Source organism: Corallococcus llansteffanensis (genome assembly GCF_003612055.1).
Taxonomy (GTDB): domain Bacteria; phylum Myxococcota; class Myxococcia; order Myxococcales; family Myxococcaceae; genus Corallococcus; species Corallococcus llansteffanensis.
On record NZ_RAWB01000125.1, the window covers coordinates 1 to 19,662 of the forward strand.

Annotated in this window: 18 protein-coding genes; all 18 read right to left on the reverse strand. The window is 69.2% G+C overall.

Features of this window, described 5'->3' with window-relative positions; translation table 11 throughout:
- Positions 1-341: type II secretion system protein GspN (gspN, locus tag D7V93_RS14055; protein WP_120643902.1), on the reverse strand; the 341-nt coding region annotated here is incomplete at its 3' end.
- 2 nt (positions 342-343) lie between these two features.
- A complete protein-coding gene (locus tag D7V93_RS14060) occupies positions 344-901 on the reverse strand; it encodes a type II secretion system protein M (RefSeq protein ID WP_120643917.1) in 558 nt (185 codons plus the stop codon).
- A gap of 10 nt (positions 902-911) precedes the next feature.
- Positions 912-2,519: a pilus assembly protein PilM gene (pilM, locus tag D7V93_RS14065; protein ID WP_120643903.1), complete on the reverse strand. Its 1,608-nt coding sequence runs from the start codon at positions 2,517-2,519 to the stop codon at positions 912-914.
- A 1-nt stretch (position 2,520) separates the two neighbouring features.
- Entirely contained in the window at positions 2,521-3,960 is a 1,440-nt protein-coding gene (locus tag D7V93_RS14070; protein ID WP_120643904.1) for a type II secretion system minor pseudopilin, read from the reverse strand.
- Positions 3,960-4,640, reverse strand: a complete 681-nt coding sequence (locus D7V93_RS14075; protein ID WP_120643905.1) for a type II secretion system protein GspJ — start codon at positions 4,638-4,640, stop codon at positions 3,960-3,962. Before D7V93_RS14075 ends, D7V93_RS14070 begins: the two co-directional genes overlap by 1 nt.
- Entirely contained in the window at positions 4,637-5,572 is a 936-nt protein-coding gene (locus D7V93_RS14080; protein ID WP_120643906.1) for a type IV pilus modification PilV family protein, read from the reverse strand. Before D7V93_RS14080 ends, D7V93_RS14075 begins: the two co-directional genes overlap by 4 nt.
- A complete protein-coding gene (locus D7V93_RS14085) occupies positions 5,569-6,291 on the reverse strand; it encodes a prepilin-type N-terminal cleavage/methylation domain-containing protein (protein WP_120643918.1) in 723 nt (240 codons plus the stop codon). The genes D7V93_RS14080 and D7V93_RS14085 overlap by 4 nt, the downstream gene beginning before the upstream one ends.
- An 8-nt stretch (positions 6,292-6,299) precedes the next feature.
- Positions 6,300-6,776: a type II secretion system protein GspG gene (locus D7V93_RS14090; protein ID WP_120643907.1), complete on the reverse strand. Its 477-nt coding sequence runs from the start codon at positions 6,774-6,776 to the stop codon at positions 6,300-6,302.
- A gap of 61 nt (positions 6,777-6,837) precedes the next feature.
- Positions 6,838-7,257, reverse strand: a complete 420-nt coding sequence (gspG, locus tag D7V93_RS14095) for a type II secretion system major pseudopilin GspG (protein WP_120643908.1) — start codon at positions 7,255-7,257, stop codon at positions 6,838-6,840.
- 72 nt (positions 7,258-7,329) lie between these two features.
- Positions 7,330-7,473, reverse strand: coding sequence for a hypothetical protein (locus D7V93_RS45840; RefSeq protein WP_167509461.1), 144 nt, complete (start codon positions 7,471-7,473; stop codon positions 7,330-7,332).
- A 15-nt stretch (positions 7,474-7,488) separates the two neighbouring features.
- Complete coding sequence (gene gspF, locus D7V93_RS14100; RefSeq protein WP_120643909.1) at positions 7,489-8,745, reverse strand: type II secretion system inner membrane protein GspF; 1,257 nt, start codon at positions 8,743-8,745, stop codon at positions 7,489-7,491.
- 6 nt (positions 8,746-8,751) lie between these two features.
- A complete protein-coding gene (gene gspE, locus D7V93_RS14105) occupies positions 8,752-10,578 on the reverse strand; it encodes a type II secretion system ATPase GspE (protein ID WP_120643910.1) in 1,827 nt (608 codons plus the stop codon).
- Between the two features lie 4 nt (positions 10,579-10,582).
- The gene (gene gspD / locus D7V93_RS14110; protein ID WP_120643911.1) at positions 10,583-13,225 is read right to left on the reverse strand and encodes a type II secretion system secretin GspD; all 2,643 of its coding nucleotides are present in this window, start codon (positions 13,223-13,225) and stop codon (positions 10,583-10,585) included.
- Positions 13,226-13,250: 25 nt separating this feature from the next.
- Complete coding sequence (gene gspC, locus D7V93_RS14115) at positions 13,251-14,165, reverse strand: type II secretion system protein GspC (protein WP_120643912.1); 915 nt, start codon at positions 14,163-14,165, stop codon at positions 13,251-13,253.
- Between the two features lie 211 nt (positions 14,166-14,376).
- Positions 14,377-15,783: a sigma-54-dependent transcriptional regulator gene (locus tag D7V93_RS14120; protein WP_120643913.1), complete on the reverse strand. Its 1,407-nt coding sequence runs from the start codon at positions 15,781-15,783 to the stop codon at positions 14,377-14,379.
- A 46-nt stretch (positions 15,784-15,829) separates the two neighbouring features.
- Positions 15,830-16,840 carry a ParB N-terminal domain-containing protein gene (locus tag D7V93_RS14125; protein WP_120643914.1) on the reverse strand — a complete coding sequence of 337 codons (1,011 nt, stop codon included), beginning with the start codon at positions 16,838-16,840 and terminating at the stop codon, positions 15,830-15,832.
- A gap of 62 nt (positions 16,841-16,902) precedes the next feature.
- Entirely contained in the window at positions 16,903-18,249 is a 1,347-nt protein-coding gene (locus tag D7V93_RS14130; protein WP_120643915.1) for a TldD/PmbA family protein, read from the reverse strand.
- A gap of 30 nt (positions 18,250-18,279) precedes the next feature.
- Positions 18,280-19,662 (reverse strand): TldD/PmbA family protein (locus D7V93_RS14135; protein ID WP_120643916.1); only part of this gene is annotated, 1,383 nt, incomplete at its 5' end.

Below are 19,662 nucleotides of genomic sequence, written 5' to 3' on the forward strand. Positions count from 1 at the left end.
AGGGCGGGGCGCATCGCCACGGTGTCGAAGGTGAGCGCCTCGCCCAGCTCCGCGGGGCCCAGCCCCCCGGACTCGCCGCGGGCGAGCGCCGCCACGGAGTCCGCGCCCAGCGGCGTCGGAGGCTTGCTCACGCGCACGTCGGTGGCGGTGACGCCGGACAGGCCGGGCCTCAGGCCGCCAATGCGCACCGCGAGCCCCTGGCTGGCGGCCTCCGTGACGATGCGCGTGCGGACCGCGTCGTACGGGAAGGTGAGCAGCAGGCAGAGGATGAAGGCCACCAGCGCGAACGCGGTGTAGCCCACGATGAGCTTCCAGCGGGCGGTCTTGGAGTCGGTGGCCATGGCTATTGCTTCATCCGGTAGGTGGCGACGGTCGTCCACGCCGTCAGGGTGTCCGTGGAGGGCCGGGGCTCCACGCGCAGGTACTTCACCTTCACGATGCCCGGGCCCGTCTCCACCGTGCGCAGGAAGTCCGTCAGCTTGCGCAGGTCCACGTCCGTGAAGGTCAGCTCCACGGCGCTCTCGATGATCTTCCCGTCCCCCACGCCCACGTCGCCCTTGGGCGACATGTTGGGCACGGTGAGGCCGGCGGCGGTGGCCTTGTCCTCGATGTACGTGATGAGCCGCACGTTGCTGCTGGTGAGCTGCTGCTCCACCGCCTGCCGCTCCTGCTGGGCGGCGCCGTAGCTGGTGGCCAGCGCCTGCACCTCCTGCAGCTTCGCCAGCTTGTCCTGCGTGCGCCGGCGGTAGCCCGACGCGCTGTTGGCGAAGCTGAAGATGACGACGAAGAGGACGAAGAGGCCCACCGCGGAGCCGGCCAGCGCCACGAGCTTGCGCTCGCGGTCGCTCAGCCGCTCGAACCACGTCTGGACGGGCGCGAAGACCTCCCGAAGCTTTGCCATGTCCGCCATGTCAGGTCTCCCCGCCCTGCGTCTCGCCAGGGCACTGCACCTGCACGTCCAGGCGGAAGGTCACCTTCTGCCCGTCGCGCGTCTTCTTCACCTCGCCCTCCTTCACGTCCTTGAAGCAGCGGTGCCCCTTCAAGGCGGTGGAGAGCGTGTCGATCTGCTTGGAGCTGTCCGTCTCACCCTGGAGGATGATGCGGTCCAGGTCCACCTGGATGCGCTCGAAGCGCACCGGCACTTCCGGCGGCACCCGCTGGGTGACCTCCGCCAGCAGGTTCACCGCCGACATCGTGGGCAGCGCCGCCGCGGGGCTCTCCACGCCCTTGAGCATGTTGAGCGCGCGGTCGTAGTTCGTCTCGCAGGTGCCCAGGATGCGCTGGGTCGTCTTGCACAGCACCGCGTCCACCTCCGCCTCGCGCCGCGCCAGCACCGTGTTGCGCACCACCCCGAAGGCGACGAGCAAGAGCAGCAGCGTGATGGCGAACGAGGCCAGCAGGCCCATCCGGTCCTTCACGAAGTCGTAGCCGCCCTTGAAGGCGAACTCACCCCGGCGCAGGTTGAAGCGCGGCGCCTTCGCCCCGGCCGCGTTGCCGCGCATCGCCAGCGCGTACGCCTGCGCCGCGGCCGGCACATCCGCGGCGGAAATCTTCCCGGCCGTCTCCGGCGGCAGCGCCAGCACGCGCACGGGCACGTTCAGGTCCTTGGACAGCTGCTCCGCGAGCCCCGGCAGGCGCGACGTGCCGCCCGCCAGCACCACCGCCGTCACCTGGCGCCGGGTGCGAGCGGTGAAGGACTTGAAGGAGGGCCGCAGCTCGCGCAGCACCGGCTGCAGGCCGCGCACGAAGGCGTTCGCCGCGCGCTCGGCGTCCGGCCCTTGCGCCGCGCTCGCCATCGCGCCGTGCGTCTCCTTCCACTGGTGCGCCTCTGGCACCGTCGTCTGGAACTCGGTGGCGAGCGCCCGCGTCAGGTCGCGTCCGCCGCCCGCGAAGGTGCGCGCGAACTCCACGCCGTGCCCCGGACGGCCGATGGCCACCGACGTGCGCTCATGGCCGATGTCCACCACCGCCACGGTGCCGCCCTCGCCCACGTCCTCGAAGAGGCCGGGCGCCTGCGCGAACAGGTTCTGGTACGCGAGCGCCGGGTGGGTGATGACGCGCGGGTCCACCTGGAGGTCGCCGAGCAGCGCCAGCAGCGACTGCAGCTCCTCCTTGCGCACCACGCCCACCAGCAGGTCCGCCGCCTTGTCCTTGCCGCCGGTGTCCTTCTGGCCGACCACCTGGTAGTCGTAGACGACCTCCGAGATGTCGAACGGCAGCTGGCTGCCGACCTCGAAGGGCAGCGTCGCCTCCACGCGCTTGCTGTCGGAGAAGGGCAGGCTCACCGCGTGCGTGGTGAGCGACGGGCCGGGCAGGGCGATGACGACCTGATCCACGTGCCCCGCGGGCATCTTCCCGAGCAGCTCCTCCACCGCGGCGCGCAGCGTCTCCGGGCGCTCGCCCTCCTGCGCGCGGCGCACCTCGGCAAAGGCCTGGGTGGTGTGGCTTTTCGCTCCGGAGTCCAGCACCACCCCCTTCACGGAGTGGCTGCCGAGGTCCAGGCCAAGAATGCGGGCCATGCTATTCCTCTCTGTAATACACGAGCTTGCCCAGCCCGTCGTCCAGGCGGATGACCGCGGTGAGCGTCTTCTGGACGCTGCCCGCTTCTCCCACGGACTTGATGGTGAATGTCTTGCTCTTGTCGCCCAGGTAGCGGTTCTGCGCGACGTTGCCCTTGATGAGCGGGTTGACCGCGATGCCCGCCTGCTCCACCACGCCCACGAAGTCCGCCACCGACATGCCGAAGAAGCTGAACATGCGCGCGGCGCGGATGCGGCTGATGAGCTCGTTGAGGAACACCGGGTCCGTCAGGCGCGGGTCCGGCCGGTTCGGGTCCGCAGCGGACATGATGGCCAGCCCCAGCATGATGGGGTCGTCGGTGTTGATGTTCGGCTTGGAGTTGATGTCCGGGTACACCGTGAGCCGGTCGCGGAACGCCGCCATGAAGCGGTCGTTGACGCCGTGGATGCGGTACAGCTCGTCCAGGCTGTCGAAGCGCCCGTTCTTCACTTCATAGCGCGGCTCGTAGCGGCTGTAGGGCGACCCCTCGTCCGCGAAGCCCGCGACGAACGGGTTCGTGGGGTCCTTGGGGTTGAGCGCGGACTGCGTCGCGTCCTCGTCCGCCCAGTCCTTCAGCGCGATGATGGTGTCCTGCGGCGTGGAGCGCACGTGGTTCGCGTCATCCTGCTGCCAGAGGAACTCGAAGCGCTTGTCGCTGAGCATGTCCATCATGCGCGCGGCGGTGGCCTGGGCCTCCGCGCCGCCGGTGTTCAGGCGCATCACGTTGAGCTTCTCCTCCTCGTCGCTGATGGTGGCGAGGAAGCACCCCTCGAAGCCGCCGAACGAGCGGCGCTGCATCTGCGCCGCCATCTGCGTGGCGGCACCGGCGGACTCGTCCCCGTCGTCCATCTGGAAGGCCGGATCCACGTCCACGGGGTCGTTCTCCAGCCGGCTCCGGGTGCCGCCGCCGCTGTCGTCCTCCTCCTGCGCGGCGTCGCTCTTCACCAGCCCCTTGAGCATGTGGCAGTCCACCCGCGCCAGCTTCCAGAGCTGGATGTTGAGCGACTGCGGCTGGAACGCCTGCGTGCCACCCGCGCCCGGCTGCGGGCCGCCGATGCCCAGCTGCGACAGCATGGCCATGGGGTTGGGGATGGGCGTCTGGTCCACCTGCTTCTGGAAGCGCAAGAGCAGCCGGCCCAGCGACATGCCGGAGCGGGCCATGTAGTAGGCGCGCACTTCGTCGCGCTGGTTGGCGGCGAGCTGCAGGTCCACCCGGCTGTTGTAGGCGAACTCCGACGCCACCACCGTGAGCAGCGCGATGGAGACGATGGCGATGATGAGCGCCACGCCGCGCGAGCGCCGGTCCTTGCGCGCGGCCTTCGCGGGCGCGCCCGGCACCGGCGCTGGGCCCGGGGTCTTCCCGCGACGGCGGGACGCCTGCTGGAAGTAGGAGAAGGCCATCAGTTGAACCTCGGCAGTTCCGTGTTGAGCACGATGCGCGTCTGCGTGGTGTAGCGCGCTTCCTTGCCCGACTCGTCCAGGGCGATGACGGTGATGCGCACGCGCGTGGGGAGGATGGACTTCTTCTCCGTGCGCCGCGTGTCCCATTCGTCATCCCACTCCTTCTTCTCCGAATCCCAGTAGGCGAACTCCACGCCCTTGACGCCCTCGAAGAGGACGTCCGTGGTGCCGCCCCGGTCCATGCGCTCGCCCACGTTGGGGTTCACCCGGCGCTTGAGGTCCATGCGCTGGCGCGTGGCGCGCTCGGTGGAGTTCTCCACGAAGTACTCCACCACCGCCTGGTCGGACTCCTTCACGTCCGTGTACAGGCGCTGGTGCGAGAACGTGGTGAAGAGCAGCTTGTTGCGCTCCCCGACGAAGTTGGTGGGCCGGTCGTTCTGGTCGCGGAAGCGGCGCAGGTCGTAGCGGTCGCTCACGTAGGCGGAGCCAATCTCGCGCGCCATGCGGTTGAGCGACACGCGCACCATGCGGTAGCGCTCCGCTTCGCCCTCCACCACCTCCTTGGCGTTGATGCCCGTCTGGAAGGCCATGGCGACGACGGTGCCCATGAGCGCGGTGATGGAGACGGCCACCATCACCTCCATCAGCGTGAAGCCGCGTGCGCGTGCGTGTCGTCTCATCGGATGGTGCTCCCGCCCCCGGGGAAGTTGTTGAGGTTGGGGAACCCACCCTTGCCGAAGATGCCGCCGGGCGCGCGCGGGTTGATGCCGCCCGTGCCGGAGCCGCCGGGCTGCTGGCCGCCCGGGCGGTTGAGCTCATTGAGCAGCTGGGCGCGGTTGCGCAGCGGCTGGCGCGTGTTCGGGTCCAGCATCTGCCCGTTGGGGCCCGGGATGGGGTTCTCCACCACGCGGCCGTTGGCATCCACCCACTGGTTCTCCGCGCCCGCGGTGGTGCCCGCGTTGGGCGTGAAGCCGCCGTTGCGGTCGCCGCCCGGCCCCAGCGACACCACGTGCGTGACGACGTCCACGCTCTCCACCTGGGTGCCTTCCTTCCAGTACACGGTGAGGTGCACCTCGCGCACGGCCTTGGTGAGCTGGTCCACCATCTGCGTGAACATGGGCTGCGCCATGCTCATGGCGGACGCGCCCAGCGGGCTGGAGGTGGTGGTGCCACCGGGCGGGGTGCCCTTGTCACCGCCGCCGCCACCGCCGAAGAGGCCCGCGAGCCCGCCCAGCGGGTCGCCGCTGTCTCCGCCTCCGCCCATGGGCAGGTTGAAGATGGCGCCGATGAGCTGGTCCGGCGTCACGCCGTCCGTCTTGGGCGCGATGATGCGCGCGCGCCACTTGAACTGGGGCCAGCCGTCGTCGGAGAAGTCGCCGGACTGCTCGTCGTCGTCGGCGTCGAAGCCGTCGTCGTAGAGCTTCTGCTCCAGGTCCGTCATCTTCGAGCGGGCCAGCAGCGACGCCACGGTGAGCCGCTTGGTGTAGACGTGGTTGGAGACCGCGCCCGCGTTGAGGTCGAAGATGGCCATCAGCGCCACGCTCAGGATGGCCATGGCCACCATCGTCTCCAGCAGGGTGAAGCCGCCGCGTCCGTATCCGGGATGTCTCATGAGCGGGGCACCTCCAGGGCCTCGGATGCGATGTTCACCTTGCCTGTCAGGGGTGACACGTCCAGCGTCCATGCGTTGTCACCCTGTCGCAGGAAGACCATGGCCTTCTCCGTGTACCCCTGGGGGAAGAAGTAGAGATAGGCGACGCCGCTCTCCACCGGCTCCCGTTGCTGGCGCGTCCACACCGACACCGCCACCCCCGCCGGCAGCTCGCGCGGGCTGATTTCCTCCGCGGTGTACGCGGAGAAGGTGGACTGGGACTCGATGCGCGTCTTCTCCTGGTCCATCAGCTCCTGCGCGGACGGTGACGAATTGTCCGAGCGCGTGTAGTTCTTGCGCTCATCCCGTCCATTGCCGCCGTTGCGGGCCGCCTGCTCCCGGTCGCGCTCGTCGCTCTTCAGCGCCGCGTCGCGGTCGCGCGAGGTGGTGATGCCGCCCGCGGCGCATTCCGCGTGGTAGCGCGTGGCCTCCTGGCGCTTCGGGTCGGGGATTTCAAACACCAGCCGGCACGTCTTGCCGCTGAGCGCCGCCGAGTCGTAGAGCGAGCGGATGACGCCCGCGAGCTCCGTGGCGGAGCCCTTCGCCTTGGCCCCGGTGAGCGCGCCGATGCCCACCGTCACCGCGGCGAACAGCACCGCCGCGATGGCGATGGCGATGGTGATCTCAATCAGCGTCAGGCCGCGGGGCGCACCACGGCGGCGGGCGGGAGCAGGGGACATGGCGGACGTCACGGCTGCACCCCCTGTGCCACGACGCCGCCGCTGAAGAGGTCCGCGGCGTCGCCGGTGCCGCCGGGCTGGCCGTCGGAGCCCAGCGACAGCACGGCGCCCCTCTTTCCCTCCATCCGGTAGACATAGGGGTGACCCCACGGGTCGATGGGCGGAGCGTCCAGCACCTTGGAGGCGATGAGCGGCGCGAACCCCTGCGCCTGGGTGGGGAACTCGCCCATCAGCCGGTGGTAGGACTTGAAGAAGCCCTCCAGGCGGCGGATCTGCTCGCGCGCCTGGCGCTGGGGCAGGGTGAGGGTGTTGTCCTCGGTGGCCCACACCAGCGCGAAGGCCAGCAGGGTGGCGCCGCCGAACACGCCCGCCATGATGATGCGGCCCCGGCGGGAGGAGCGGGCGCGGGGCTGCTTGCCGGGCGCGCCGGAAACGGAACGCGCCTCACGCGCGGACGTCGGTGAGGAAGTGTGCTCGGGAGTCATCTCGGGCATTCCTACGACAACACGCGGGGGCGCGGTTTTGCTTCACGCAGAGGATGCGCGACTACTTCTTGGCCGCCGAGTCCTTGGAGGAGATGTCGGCGTCGGAGCCCTCGCCGCCCGCGTTGCCGTCGGCGCCGTAGCTGGTGATGACCGGCTTGCCGCCCTCGTTCATGTACACGTACTCGCGGCCCCAGGGGTCCGTGGGCATGCGCTCCAGGTTCTGGGTGTCCACCAGCGCCTTGAGGCCCGTGGCGGTGTCCGGGTAGGAGCCCTTCTTCGTGTAGTAGAGCTTCATCGCGCTCTGGATGTTGCGGATGTCCAGACGGGCGGTGTCCTGCTTGGCCTCTTCCAGCTTCGGGATGACGGCCACGCCCACCGCGGCGGCGATGAGCCCGAGGATGGTGATGACCACCATGATCTCGATGAGGGTCATGCCGCGGTTGCGGCGGCGCTGCTGCTTCTTCGCATTCGTCGTCGTCATGTCTTCACTCACCTTCGGGTGACTTTCTGGCAGTCCACCCGGCCTGGGCTGTGTCGGGATGTCAGGGGCGCTTCAGGGAGGGGCGCGGTGTCCGGCGGCCGGGGACGGCGCCGGGTGGGCGTACAGGGAGGCTCCCACCGTCGCCAGCGTGGCGGCCAGGGCAATCAGGCCCACCAGCGTGAGGCGCTGGATCCACCGGTCGAGCGTGTCGTTCATCGTGGCTCCCGCCTCCTAGTGGATGGCCGTATTCACCTGAAGAATCGGCATCAGGATCGACAGGGCTACGAATGCAATCATCACGCCCATCACCACGATGAGCATGGGCTCCAGGAGGCTGGTGAGCGCGCCGATGCGCACGTTCACCTGCGTCTCGTAGGAATCCGCCACGGACAGGAGCATGTCCTCCAGCTGGCCGGATTTCTCACCGATGGCGACCATGTGGTACACGAGCGGCGGAAACTGGCCTGAGCGCTTGAGGGGCGTGGCGATGCTTTCGCCCTCGCGGATGGACTCGCGGGCGTTCTCCACCGCGTCCGCCAGCACCGAGTTCGTCATCACCGCCTTGACGATGTCCAGCGCGGCCAGCATGGGCACGCCGCTTTTGAGCAGCGTGGACAGCGTGCGCGCGAAGCGGGAGATGGCGAGCAGCCGCACGAGGCTGCCGAAGATGGGGGCCTTGAGGGTGAAGCGGTCCCACTTGGGCTTGCCCTTGGGGCTGCGCGTCCAGCGCATGAAGTACATGCAGCCGGCGATGATGGACGGGATGACCAGGAACCACCACGCCTGCATGAAGTTGGACGCGGCGATGAGGATGCGCGTGTTCAACGGCAGGGTGGCCTTCATCGTCTCGAAGATCTTCGTCACCTTCGGCACGACGAACACCATCAGCAGCACCAGGATGCCGCCGCCCACCAGCAGCATGATGGCGGGGTAGAGCATGGTGCCGATGATCTTCTGCTGCAGCTTGGCCTGGTTCTCCGTGAAGTCCGCCAGGCGCAAGAGCACCGTGTCCAGCGCGCCGGAGGCCTCACCCGCGCGCACCATGTTGATGTAGATGCTGGGGAAGATCTTCGGGTGCTGGCTGAACGCGTCCGCCAGGGACGAGCCCTCGTTCACGCGCTGCTTGATGTCGGACAGGGCGCGCTTGAGGCGCTCCTTCTCCGCCTGGTCCACCAGCGCGTTGAGCGAGTCCACGATGGTGACGCCCGCGCCCAGCAGGGTCGCGAGCTGGCGGGTGAGGATGGCGACGTCCTCGGTGCTGACCCGGCCGCCCGCGAGCTTGCGCAGGTCCACGTCGCGCGCCACGAGCGACGCGTTGGCGCCCTTGGACACGCCCGCGCGGCTGCCCTCCGCCTGCCCGAGCACGTCGGTCAGGAAGATGCCGTCCGCGCGCAGCTTGGAGCGCAGCGTCTTGGGCGAGTCCGCCTCCAGCAAGCCCTTCTTCTGCTTGCCGTGGGAATCAAGGCCTCTGTATTCGAAGACGGGCATGGCGGACTAGATGTCCTCCTGCGTGATGCTCAGGACCTCGGCGATGGTCGTCTCGCCCAGGGCGATCTTCCGCACGCCGTCGTCCAGGAGCGTGATCATCCCCTTGGCGAGCGCGGACTTCTTGATGGTGGACGCGTCCACGTTCTTGAGCACCAGCTGGCGCACGTCGTCGTCCACGAAGAGGAACTCGTAGATGCCGGAGCGGCCGCGGTAGCCGTTGCGGTTGCACGACGGGCAGCCCACCGCCTTGTAGATGCGGTCGGTGCCGAAGCGGTCCTTGAAGCTCTGGAACGTGTAGCCCAGCTCCTTCAGGTCCGCGTCCGTGGGCGTGTAGGCCGCGCGGCAGTCCGGACACACCCGGCGCACGAGGCGCTGGGCGAGGATGCCGGTGAGCGACGACGCCACGAGGAAGGGCTGCACGCCCATGTCCACGAGTCGCGTGACGGCGCCGGCCGCGTCGTTGGTGTGGACGGTGGAGAGCACCAGGTGGCCCGTGAGCGAGGCCTGGATGGCGATCTCCGCCGTCTCCTTGTCGCGAATCTCACCGACCATGATGACGTCCGGGTCCTGGCGCAGGAAGGAGCGCAGGCCCTGGGCGAACGTCAGGCCAATCTTCGGGGCGATGGCCATCTGGCCGATGCCCTTGAGCTGGTACTCGACCGGGTCCTCGACGGTGAGGATGTTGAGGTCGGAGGTGTTGATCTTGGAGAGCGCGCCGTAGAGCGTCGTCGTCTTGCCGGAGCCCGTGGGGCCCGTCACCAGCACGATGCCGTGCGAGCGCTTGATGACGGACTGCATCGACGTGAGCACCTGCTGGCTCATGCCGATCTCCGCCAGGTCCAGCAGCGTCGCCGTCTTGTCCAGCAGACGCATGACGATGCGCTCGCCGAAGGACGTGGGCGTGGTGGACAGACGGATGTCGATGTCGCGACCCGCGAGCTTGATGCGGATGCGTCCGTCCTGCGGCAGGCGCTTCTCCGCGATGTTGAGCTGCCCCATCACCTTCACGCGCGCGATGATGGAGTTCTGGTAGCGCTTGGGAGGCTTGATGACCTCCTGGAGCACGCCGTCGATGCGGAAGCGCACCAGGAGCTCGCGCTCCATGGGCTCGATGTGGATGTCGCTCGCGCGCTCCTTGGCGGCGCGGAAGAGCACGGAGTTGACCAGGCGGATGACGGGGGCCTCGTCGTCCGCGTCCAGCAGGTCCTTGGGCTCCTCCAGCTCGTGCGCCAGGGAGTCCAGGTCCTCGGTGGTCTCCATCTCGTCCACGAGGTCTTCGGTCTCGTTGACGGAGCGGTCGTACACGCTGTTGATGGCGTCCACGATGGTGGACTCGAGCGCGATGCGGGGCTGGATGCTCTGGCCCAGCAAGAGCCGCGCGTGGTCCAGGGCGCTGGTGTCCAGCGGATCCGCCACCGCGAGGATGACCTCGTCACCCTCCAGGGACAGGGGCAGCAGCTTCGTCTGGCGGGCGAAGTTGATGGGGATGCGCTTGACCAGGTCCGCGTCCACCTCCTCCGCGAAGATGCGCTGGAGGTAGGGCAGGTCCAGCTGGTGGCCGAGCGCGCGCGCCACATCTTCCGCGGTGACCGCCTTCATGCCCACCAGGACTTCGCCCAGCCGGCCGCCCTTCTCCTGCTGGGCGGCGAGCGCCTCCTGGATCTTCTCCGGGGTGAGGGCGGGCACGAGCGCGCGGAGGATCTCCCCGAGCGGCCGGCCACACAGGTACGCCTGCCCGTGGGCGACGATCTGCGTGGCGTCGTTGCGGCCCACGGGGACTTCCGTGGACGCGGCGGAGGCTTGGAGGGTCGTGGGGTCGGCGGTCGGGTTCATGGGCTTACTCCCCGTCTCCCGGCTGGATGCGCAGCCTGTCGGAGTCAGCGTCCGGAGTGGGCGCGACGACGTCGGGCTGCGGAGCCGGTGTGGCGGGTGCTGATCCTTCTGAACCTCCCGGAGGCGCTTCCAAATTTCGCGGCGCCTGCTCGCCCTGCGGGGGCGGCGTGGTGCCATTCGCGGAGGGAGGCGCTTCCACGGCGCCCTGCCCGGGGGCCGGGGAGCCGGGCGGGGTGCCGGTGCCGGCCGGCGCAGTGGTCCCGCCGGGGGTGATGACGCGCTCGTTGGCAGCGCCGGGGCCGCCGTTCTCCACGCGCTGGGTCTCCTTCAGCATGGACTGGTTCATGCGCGACAGGGGGCCGGGCTTGCGGCTGAAGTCCACCGCCACGTCGTAGCCGGGCACCTGGCCGTAGAACTGCTCCACGAACTGCTGACGCTCCTTCATCTTGCGCTCGAAGATGCGCCGGAAGTCCTCCTGGCCGCGAATGATGTAGGGCGTGAGGAAGAGCAGCAGGTTCGTCTTCGTCTTGCGGCGCGTGGTGTCGCGGAACAGGTGGCCCAGCAGCGGGATGTCACCCAGCACCGGCACCTTGGAGACGGACTCCAGGGTGCGGTCCTGCATGATGCCGCCGATGACGACCGTCTCCATGTCCTTGGCGATGACCGTCGTCTTCGCGCTGCGCTTCGATGTGGTGGGGCCGAGCACGGGGTCCGACGAGGCGATCTCCTCCGTCTGCTCCGTGATGACGAGGCGGATGTAGTCGCTCTCGTTGATCTGCGGCTTGACGGTGAGCTTCAGCTCCACGTTCTGGCGGGTGATGGGCGCGTACAGCGAACCCAGGCCGCCCAGCGAGCCCAGCAGCGACGGGTTGATGCCGCCCGTGGCGCCGCCGGCGGCGCCGGTGACGGAGCTGCCCAGGCTGGACGGGGAGAAGCCGGACTGGAAGGGCACGTTCTGGCCCACCGTGATTTCGGCCTCCTCGTTGTCGCTGGTGAGCAGGTGCGGCGTGGACAGCACGTTCACGTCCGAGGACTGCTGCATGGCGTTGAGCACCACGCCGAAGGCCGGGATGTCGATGCCCAGGTTCTTCAATTCCGGGAGCACGGGGCCCTGGATGCCGGCGAGGAAGCCGCCCATGCTGGCCAGGTTCGCCAGCGAGAAGGACGGAGGCACGCCGCCGCCCGCGTAGTTGGTGCCGAAGATGCCGGGGATGGCGCCGTCATCCGTCTTCAGGCTGAAGCCCTGGTGGAAGTTGATGCCGAACTCGCTGTTGCGGTCCAGGTTCACCTCCATGATGACCGCCTCCACGAACACTTGGCGGCGCGGCTGATCCAGCTGCTGGATGATCTGGACGATGTTCTTGTAGTCCGACTGGCTGGCGACGATGACGAGCGAGTTCGTGCCCTTGTCGGCGGAGATCTTCACCTCGCCGCTGAACAGCTCCGCGGCCTGGGTGGGCGCGCGCGGCAGGCCCTGCGGCTGCTGCGGGATGGGGCCGCGCTGGGGGCGGTTGGCGGTGCCCTGCGCGAGCGACTGGAGGGTGCTGGCGAGCTCCTCCGAGTTGGCGTTCTCCAGCGGGTAGACGTTGATGCGGTTGCCGCTGCCGGACGGGATGTCGATCTCCCGCACCAGGTCCTGGATGCGGCCGAAGGCGGCGGGGCTGGCCACGACGATGAGCTTGTTGGTGCGCTCGTCCGGGATGATCTGCGACAGCGTCACCGCGCCGCCGGAGTCCGCGCCGCCGGGCGACACGGCGCCCTCACCCGAGGGCTGGCCGGGGGTGCCCTGCGGGAAGTTGGCGGGGCGCTGGCCGGGGCGCGCGCCACCCTTGGCTTCGAAGAGCTTCTGGACGGTGTTGGCCACGTCCTGGGCGGTGGCGTACTGCACCTGGATGACGCGCATCTCGTCGCTGGAGGAGCGGCTGTCCAGCTGGTTGATGAGGCGCTCCAGGCGGTGGATGTTGGAGCCCACGTCGTTGACGATGATGGTGTCCGGCGGGTACGGGATGGTGTCGCCGTCCTTGGACACGAGCTGCTGGAGCACGCCGCGCAGGGGCTCCACCTCCACGTACTTGATCTTGAACAGCTTGGTGACCATCTGCTCGTTCGTGGTGTACGGCGTCGTGTCGTCCACGATGGTCGGGATGGGGTTCTGCTTCGCGGACCGCTTGTCGACGATCTTCAGGAAGCGGCCGTACGGGTAGACGGCGAGCCCGTTGGCGTCGAGCGCGGCGAGGAAGGCGGAGTAGAACGAGTCCGCGTCCACCTCCACGCGGCCGTTCTCCGGACCGATGATGGAGATCTTCCCGCGCACGTTCTCCGGGAGGATGAAGGTGCGGCAGGTGGCATCCGACACGGTCTGGACGAGCTTCTCGATGTCCACCTTGTCGAAGTAGATGCCGTAGCGCGCGTTGCGACGGGCCTCCTCGCAGGAAGGCATCTTGCGGGGACCTTGATTCTCCTCCGCGCCAGCGTTGGCCGGGGCCGCCGCGCCGCGAGCGGGCGGGGTGCCCTGAGGGGTGATGGTCCGGTCGCGCTCACCCGTGGCGGGGGGCGGCGTACCAGGCTGCGAAGGACGGCGCTGGGCCCACGCGGGGACGGAGAGCGCGAGGCACAGGCAGAGCATCCAGGACGGGAGCGTCTTCATGGAGGAGCGGGCGCTGACGGGGTGTTTAACGGACGTTGTAGGATTTGCGGATCGGCGCTCCGTTGCGCTCGATCTCGATCTCGATACGAGAGGAGTCCTTCAGCTTCGAGTAGACCTCCAGCGCCTTCTCAGGGCTGTTCATGTCGAAGCCGTTGATGCGACGGATGACGTCACCGTTCTGGACGCCGATCTTCGAATAGATGGAGTCCGGGCGGATGGAGAACAGCTTGAAGCCCACGGACTGACCGTCCTTGAAGGCGGGCACGATGCGCGCCTGCATGGCCACGTCGTTGAGGTTGCTCAACGTCTTGTCGATTTCAGCCTTGGGGACTTCGTACTCGTTCTCCCCGGTGGACTTGATGCCGTTGCCCAGGCCGTTGGAGGCGGTGGCCGTGGGCGCGGCGACGGGAGGCGGGGTGTACGCGGCGACGGCGCCGTCCCCGGGCTGCCCGTCGATGAACTCCTTGCGGCCGCCGTTGTTGATGATGACGCGCTCGCGCTCGATCTCCATGACGGTCGCGCCCATCAGGGTGTTGCCGATCATGTACGTCTGCGAGCGCTGCGTGGTCATGTCCTGGATGGACGCGAACGACCAGTCCGCGTTGCCGGCGACGAGCGTGCCCAGCAGCTTCACCCGCAGGCCGCTCTTGGCGGGCGGCGCGTTGGCGTCGAACTCCGGGGTGGTGGGCTCCTTCACCGCGACCTCCGGCTCCGGCAGCTTCACGCCGGTGACGCGCGACAGGCGCTCCGCGTCGATGGAGGCCAGGACGGTGTCGGTGGTGTGGGTGCGCTGGGCGACGCGGGGAGACGCCTCGGCCGAGGGCGCCGGGGAGATGCTGGATTCGACGAACAGGTTCACCGTGCGCGCCGCCAGCAGGGCGACGAGCAGGATGAACAGCAGGTTCACGGTCCAGAAGTACTTACGAAAGAAGAGTTCCATCACGCTTCCGGGAGAAAGCCAGCCCCACGGGTACCGTGAGCAAGGCAGGTGCCATCGCTGGGCGGGTTTGAAACCCAGGACCTACGGCCAAGTGCTCGGAATTATTTCGGAATAGGACGCGGGCCCGGCCAAGGGAACGGCCCTGACAACGCGTCCGGACATTTTGTCAAAAGCGGGCGGGGGCCGGTGTGACGGCCTGTCAGTCCGCCGGTCAGTCCGTCGACCCGGGAGGGGAGGGGGCGACGGGGGGCGCGTCCGGGCCCAGCTGCTCGCGCTCCAGCTTGCGGTAGATGGTGCGCGCGGCGATGCCGAGCAGGCGAGCGGCGAGCGTCTTGTCGCCCTTGGTGTGGCGCAGGGTCTCGTGGATGACCCGGCGTTCGATCTCCTCCATCGGGGTGCCGATGGGGATGACGAGCTGGCCCGCCGAGCCAAGGGGGCCCTTGCGCACGGACTCCGGCAGGTCGCTGGCCTCCAGCACGTCCGTCTTGGCGAGCACCACGGCGCGCTCCACGGCGTGCTCCAGCTCACGCACGTTGCCGGGCCACGCGTAGTTCTCCAGCACGCCCAGCGCGTCCGGGGAGAAGCCGCGCAGCACCTTGCCGTTCTTCGCGGAGAAGCGGCGCAGGAACGCGTCCGCCAGGAGCGGGATGTCCTCGCGGCGCGAGGCGAGCGCGGGCACGCGGATCTCCACGACGTGCAGGCGGTAGTAGAGGTCCTCGCGGAAGCGCCCTTCCGCGACCTCCTTCTGCAGGTCCTTGTTGGTGGCGGCGACGAGCCGCACGTCCACCTTCACGGTCTGCGTGCCGCCCAGCCGCTCCAGCTCTCCCTCCTGGAGCACGCGCAGCAGCTTCACCTGCGCCGCGAGTGGCATCTCGCCGACTTCGTCGAGGAAGAGGGTGCCGCCGTGGGCGCGCTCGAAGCGGCCCTCGCGCCGGGCCACCGCGCCTGTGTACGCGCCGCGCTCCACGCCGAAGAGCTCCGCCTCCAGGATGCTCTCCGGGATGGCGCCGCAATTGACGGCGATGAAGGCCTGGCGCGCGCGGGCGGAGTGCTCATGCAGCGCGCGGGCGGCCAGCTCCTTGCCGGTGCCGGACTCGCCCAGCAGCAACACCGTGGCGGTGGAGGGCGCGGCCTGGCGGATGGTGTCCAGCATGGCGCGGAAGGCGGGGGACTGGCCCACCATGGCGCGGCCGCCGGAGGGGTTGATCTCCGCGAGCTTCGCCTTGAGGGAGGTGTTCTCCTGGACGAGCGCCTGCTTCTCCAGCGCCTTCTGCACGGCCTTCACCAGGGCGTGGCGCTTGAGGGGCTTGGTGATGAAGTCGTAGGCGCCGTCCTTCATGGCGGCCACGGCCGTCTCCACCGTGCCGTAGGCCGTCATCAGCACCACCTCCACGTCCGGGCGGATGGTGCGGCTGGCCTTGAGCAATTCCTGGCCGTCCATGCCGGGCATCATCAGGTCGGTGACCATGACGCTGACCTCCGGGCGGCGGAGCATTTCCAGCGCCTCGGTGCCCTGCGCGGCGGCGAGCGTGGCGAAGCCTTCCCGCTGGAAGATGCGGGCTACGGAGTCGAGATTGGCGCGGTCGTCGTCGACGACCAGGACCGTGGGAGCAGTCATGGGGTGCAAGGCCTCTTCTACCCGCACCCTGCAATCCTCATTCCCTTCAAGCCTGCTCTTCGTCCGGTTCCAGGGGGCCACCGCCCATGCGGCCAATGTCCTCGCGGCGCACCTTGTCCAGGTTGAAGCGCCGGGCGCTGGCCAGCATGCGGTCCACCGTGGCGTCGAAGGTGGGAGGCGAGCCGTCCTTGCGGAAGCGCAGGAAGTTGATGCGGGCGACGACGAAGTTCTTGAGGTAGGGGCTCTGGAGGCCGCGCTCCTTGAGGCCGGAGACGATGGCCACCACCGCGTCGTCCAGCTCCAGGAGCCGCTCCGCGCGGGCGTCGCGCAGGGCCAGGGCCTCCGGGAGGGGCACTTCCTGGAAGCCCTCCACCACCTTGACGAAGGGGTGGTAGGCGCCGGCGGAGAAGCGGGGGCGCTTCTCGTACGCGGCGCCGAGCGTGAGGAAGGACGGCTCCTCGAAGAGGTGGGCGAAGGCGGACTCGCGCCCCGGGCGACCCGCGCCCACGAGGCCTCGCGCCATGCGGATGACCTCCAGGGAGCGCTCCTTCAGGTTGTGGGCCTTCTCCGTGTTGAGCGCGAGGATCTGATAGGCCACGTCCTCTTCCGGCAGCAGCAGCGCGACGATGGACTTCGCGCCCAGCAGGCGGCTGGCGTGCAGGCGGTGGTTGCCGTTGGGCGTCCAGTAGTGGCCCTTCACGCGCACGGCGATGACGGGGTCGAGGAAGCGGTCCAGTCGCTCCATCGCGGTGGCGAGCCGCTTCACGTGGGGCTCGGACAAGTCGCGCTGGTAGGGCGTGGGCTCCACCTTGTCGATGGGCAGCACGGCGAAGATGACGGGGTGGCCGCCCAGGGGATCGCGGTAGACGGACAGCACCTGCCCGCCGTCCTCGCGCACCGCCTGGAGCAGATCGTCCGGGAAGGCCACGGCTTCGCTTGCGACCTCCCCAGCGGAGAGGCCCCGCGACCTCGGCTCGGCCTTCTTGCGCCGGGGCTTGCGCGGGGTGGCCGACTTCGACTTCGCGGGGGCGGACTTGCGGGCGGACTTCGCGGCCATGCTGGCGGACCCTCCTTGCCGGAGCGTGAGGGCCGCGAGCGTAGGCGACGGAGGCGGGTGGACTACGCGCCGGACACGGTGAGCTGTCGGAAGCGGACAGTGGGCGCACCGGCCGCGCCGCCTCGGAACTGGAGGTCGCTGCCCACCGCGTCCACGTCCTTCAGCATCTGGAGGAGGTTGCCCGCGACGGTGACCTCCTGCACCGGGTGCGTCAGCTCACCGTTTTCAATCCACAGTCCGTTCGCCCCGCAGGACATGTCACCGGACACCGGATCCGCGCCGTGGCCGAGCAGCGCCGTCACGTACAGCCCCCGGGGCACCTGGCGGATCAGCTCCTCGGGCGTCTGCGTTCCCGGCTCCAGGTAGAGGTTGGTGGTGCCGATGCCCGGCAGCGCGCTGTAGCCGCGGGACGCGTTGCCGGTGGTGCGCGCCTTCGCCTTGCGCGCGGTGAAGGCGTCGTAGAGGAAGCCGGAGAGCACGCCCCCGTCCAGGATGGGCGTGCGCCGGGTGGGGACGCCCTCGCCGTCGAAGGGCGCGGTGGCGAGCCCCCGGGGCAAGAGACCGTCATCCACCAGCGTGACGTGCTTGCCCGCGAGCCGCTTGCCCACGTGGGGCGCGAGCACGCTGGACTGCTGGTACACGGCGTTGCCGTCCGCGGCCTGGGCCACGTTCTGCACGAAGCTCGCGGCCACCAGCGGGTCGAACACCACGGGCACCTGCTGCGTCTTCACGGACTTCGCGCCCAGCATGCGCACCGCGCGCTTCGCCGCCTCGCGGCCGATGGACTCCGGCGACTCCAGGTCGTCGAAGAAGCGCTTGTAGTCCAGCCAGTAGCCCGTCTGGAGCTGGCCGTCCTGCGACGCCACCGGCATGGCGAAGAGGTACACGTACGTGCCGGAGTAGCCGCCCGTGGCGCCCTCGCTGGAGGCCAGGTACACCTCCGACACGAAGTCGCCCGCGGACACGGAGTCGAACGTGACCACGCGCGCGTCCTGGGCCCGGCCCGCGCGCTCCGCCTCCAGCGCCGCGTTGATCTTCCAGTCCCCGGGCAGGTTCGCCACCTTCGGATCAAAGAGGAGGCCCGGGTCTCCGCGCTTGCCCAGGTCCTTGGAGGAGGGCAGGCCGTTCAGCTTGCTGGGCGCGGCGGCCTCCGCCAGTTGCACGGCCAGGTCCACCACGCGCTCCAGCCCGGCGGGGGTGAAGTCGGAGGTGTACGCGAAGCCCAGCCGGTCCTTGACGAAGACGCGCACGCCCACGCCCTTGCTGGCCGCTTCGGTGAGGTCTTCAATCTGGCCTTCGCGGACGCGCACGCTGCTCTGGCGGCCCACCTCCAGGTAGGCCTCCGCCTGCTTCGCGCCCCGCTTCACCGCGCGCTGGACGATCTTCTTCGCGAGCTGTTCGTAGTTCACGTTGTCGTTCCTTCGCAGAAGCGTCGGCGTTCAGCCGACCCGGGTGCCGCCCACGGTGACGTTGTCGATGCGCACGGTGGGCAGGCCCACCCCCACGGGCAGCATCTGCCCGTCCTTCACGCAGATGCCCATGCCGGGGTCCGGCATCGGGTCGCTGCCCACGCGGCTGATGTTCTTCAGCGCCTCCGGCCCCACGCCGATGAGGATGGCGTTCTTCACGGGCCGGCCCAGCTTCCCGTCTTCAATCTGGTAGGCCTCGCTGACCTCGAAGACGAAGTTGCCGTTGCTGATGTCCACCTGGCCCCCGCCGAAGGTGGCGCAGTACAGGCCGCGCTTCACCTCCTTGAGGATGTCCTCCGGCGCGTGGTCCCCGGGCGCGAGGAAGGTGTTCGTCATGCGCGGCAGGGGCAGGCTCTTGAACGAGTCGCGCCGGCCGCTGCCCGTGGAGCGCTGGTTCATCAGCTTCGCGTTGAGCTGATCATAGAGGTAGCCCTTGAGGACGCCGTTCTCGATGAGGACCTTGCGCTCGCCCGGCACGCCCTCGTCGTCGATGTTGATGGAGCCGCGCGCGTTGGACACCGTGCCGTCGTCGATGACCGTCACCAGGTCCGAGGCCACCTTCTCTCCCAGTTTACCGGCGAACAGCGAGGTGCCCTTGCGGATGAAGTCCGCCTCCAGGCCGTGGCCCACCGCCTCATGCAGGAGGATGCCGCTCCAGCCCGGGGCCAGCACCACCGTCTGCGGGCCCGCCACGCAGTCCACCGCGCCCAGCGTGGCGATGGCCTGGCGTGCGGCCTCCTCACCCACGCTCTCCGGCGTCACGCCGTCCCAGTAGCTGAAGGACACCCGGCCGCCGCTGCCGTACATGCCGGTGCGCCGCTCGCCGCCCTTGCCCAGCGCCACCACGTGCACGCTCAGGCGCGACTGATCCTGCGTGTCCTCGCTGTAGCGGCCCTGGGTGTTGGCCACCGCGATGCGCCGCGTCTGGTCCACATAGGCGGCGTTCACCTGCTGGATGCGCCCGTCGAAGGCGCGGGCGGCCTTGTCCGCTCGGGTGAGCAGCGCCGTCTTCCGGGCCACCGCCACGTCCTCCAGCGGCTGGGCCACCCGGTAGTGGCTGGGCACCGCGACGCGCTTGACGGGGAAGGAGCGCTCGGAGCCGCCGCCCTGGGCAATCATCGCCGCGGTGCGCGCGGCCCGGAGCAGCGCGGGTTCGTCCCAGTCGTCGGAGTAGGCGTACCCCACCTTGGCCCCGGTGATGACCCGCACGCCCACGCCCTGCACCAGCCCCACCTGGGCGCTCTTGATGCGCGACTCCTCCAGGACGACGGCGGTGGTGGACGTGCGCTCCACGTACACCTCCGCGAAGTCCGCGCCCCGGCCCATGGCTTCCGTCAGCAGGCGCTCCAGGAG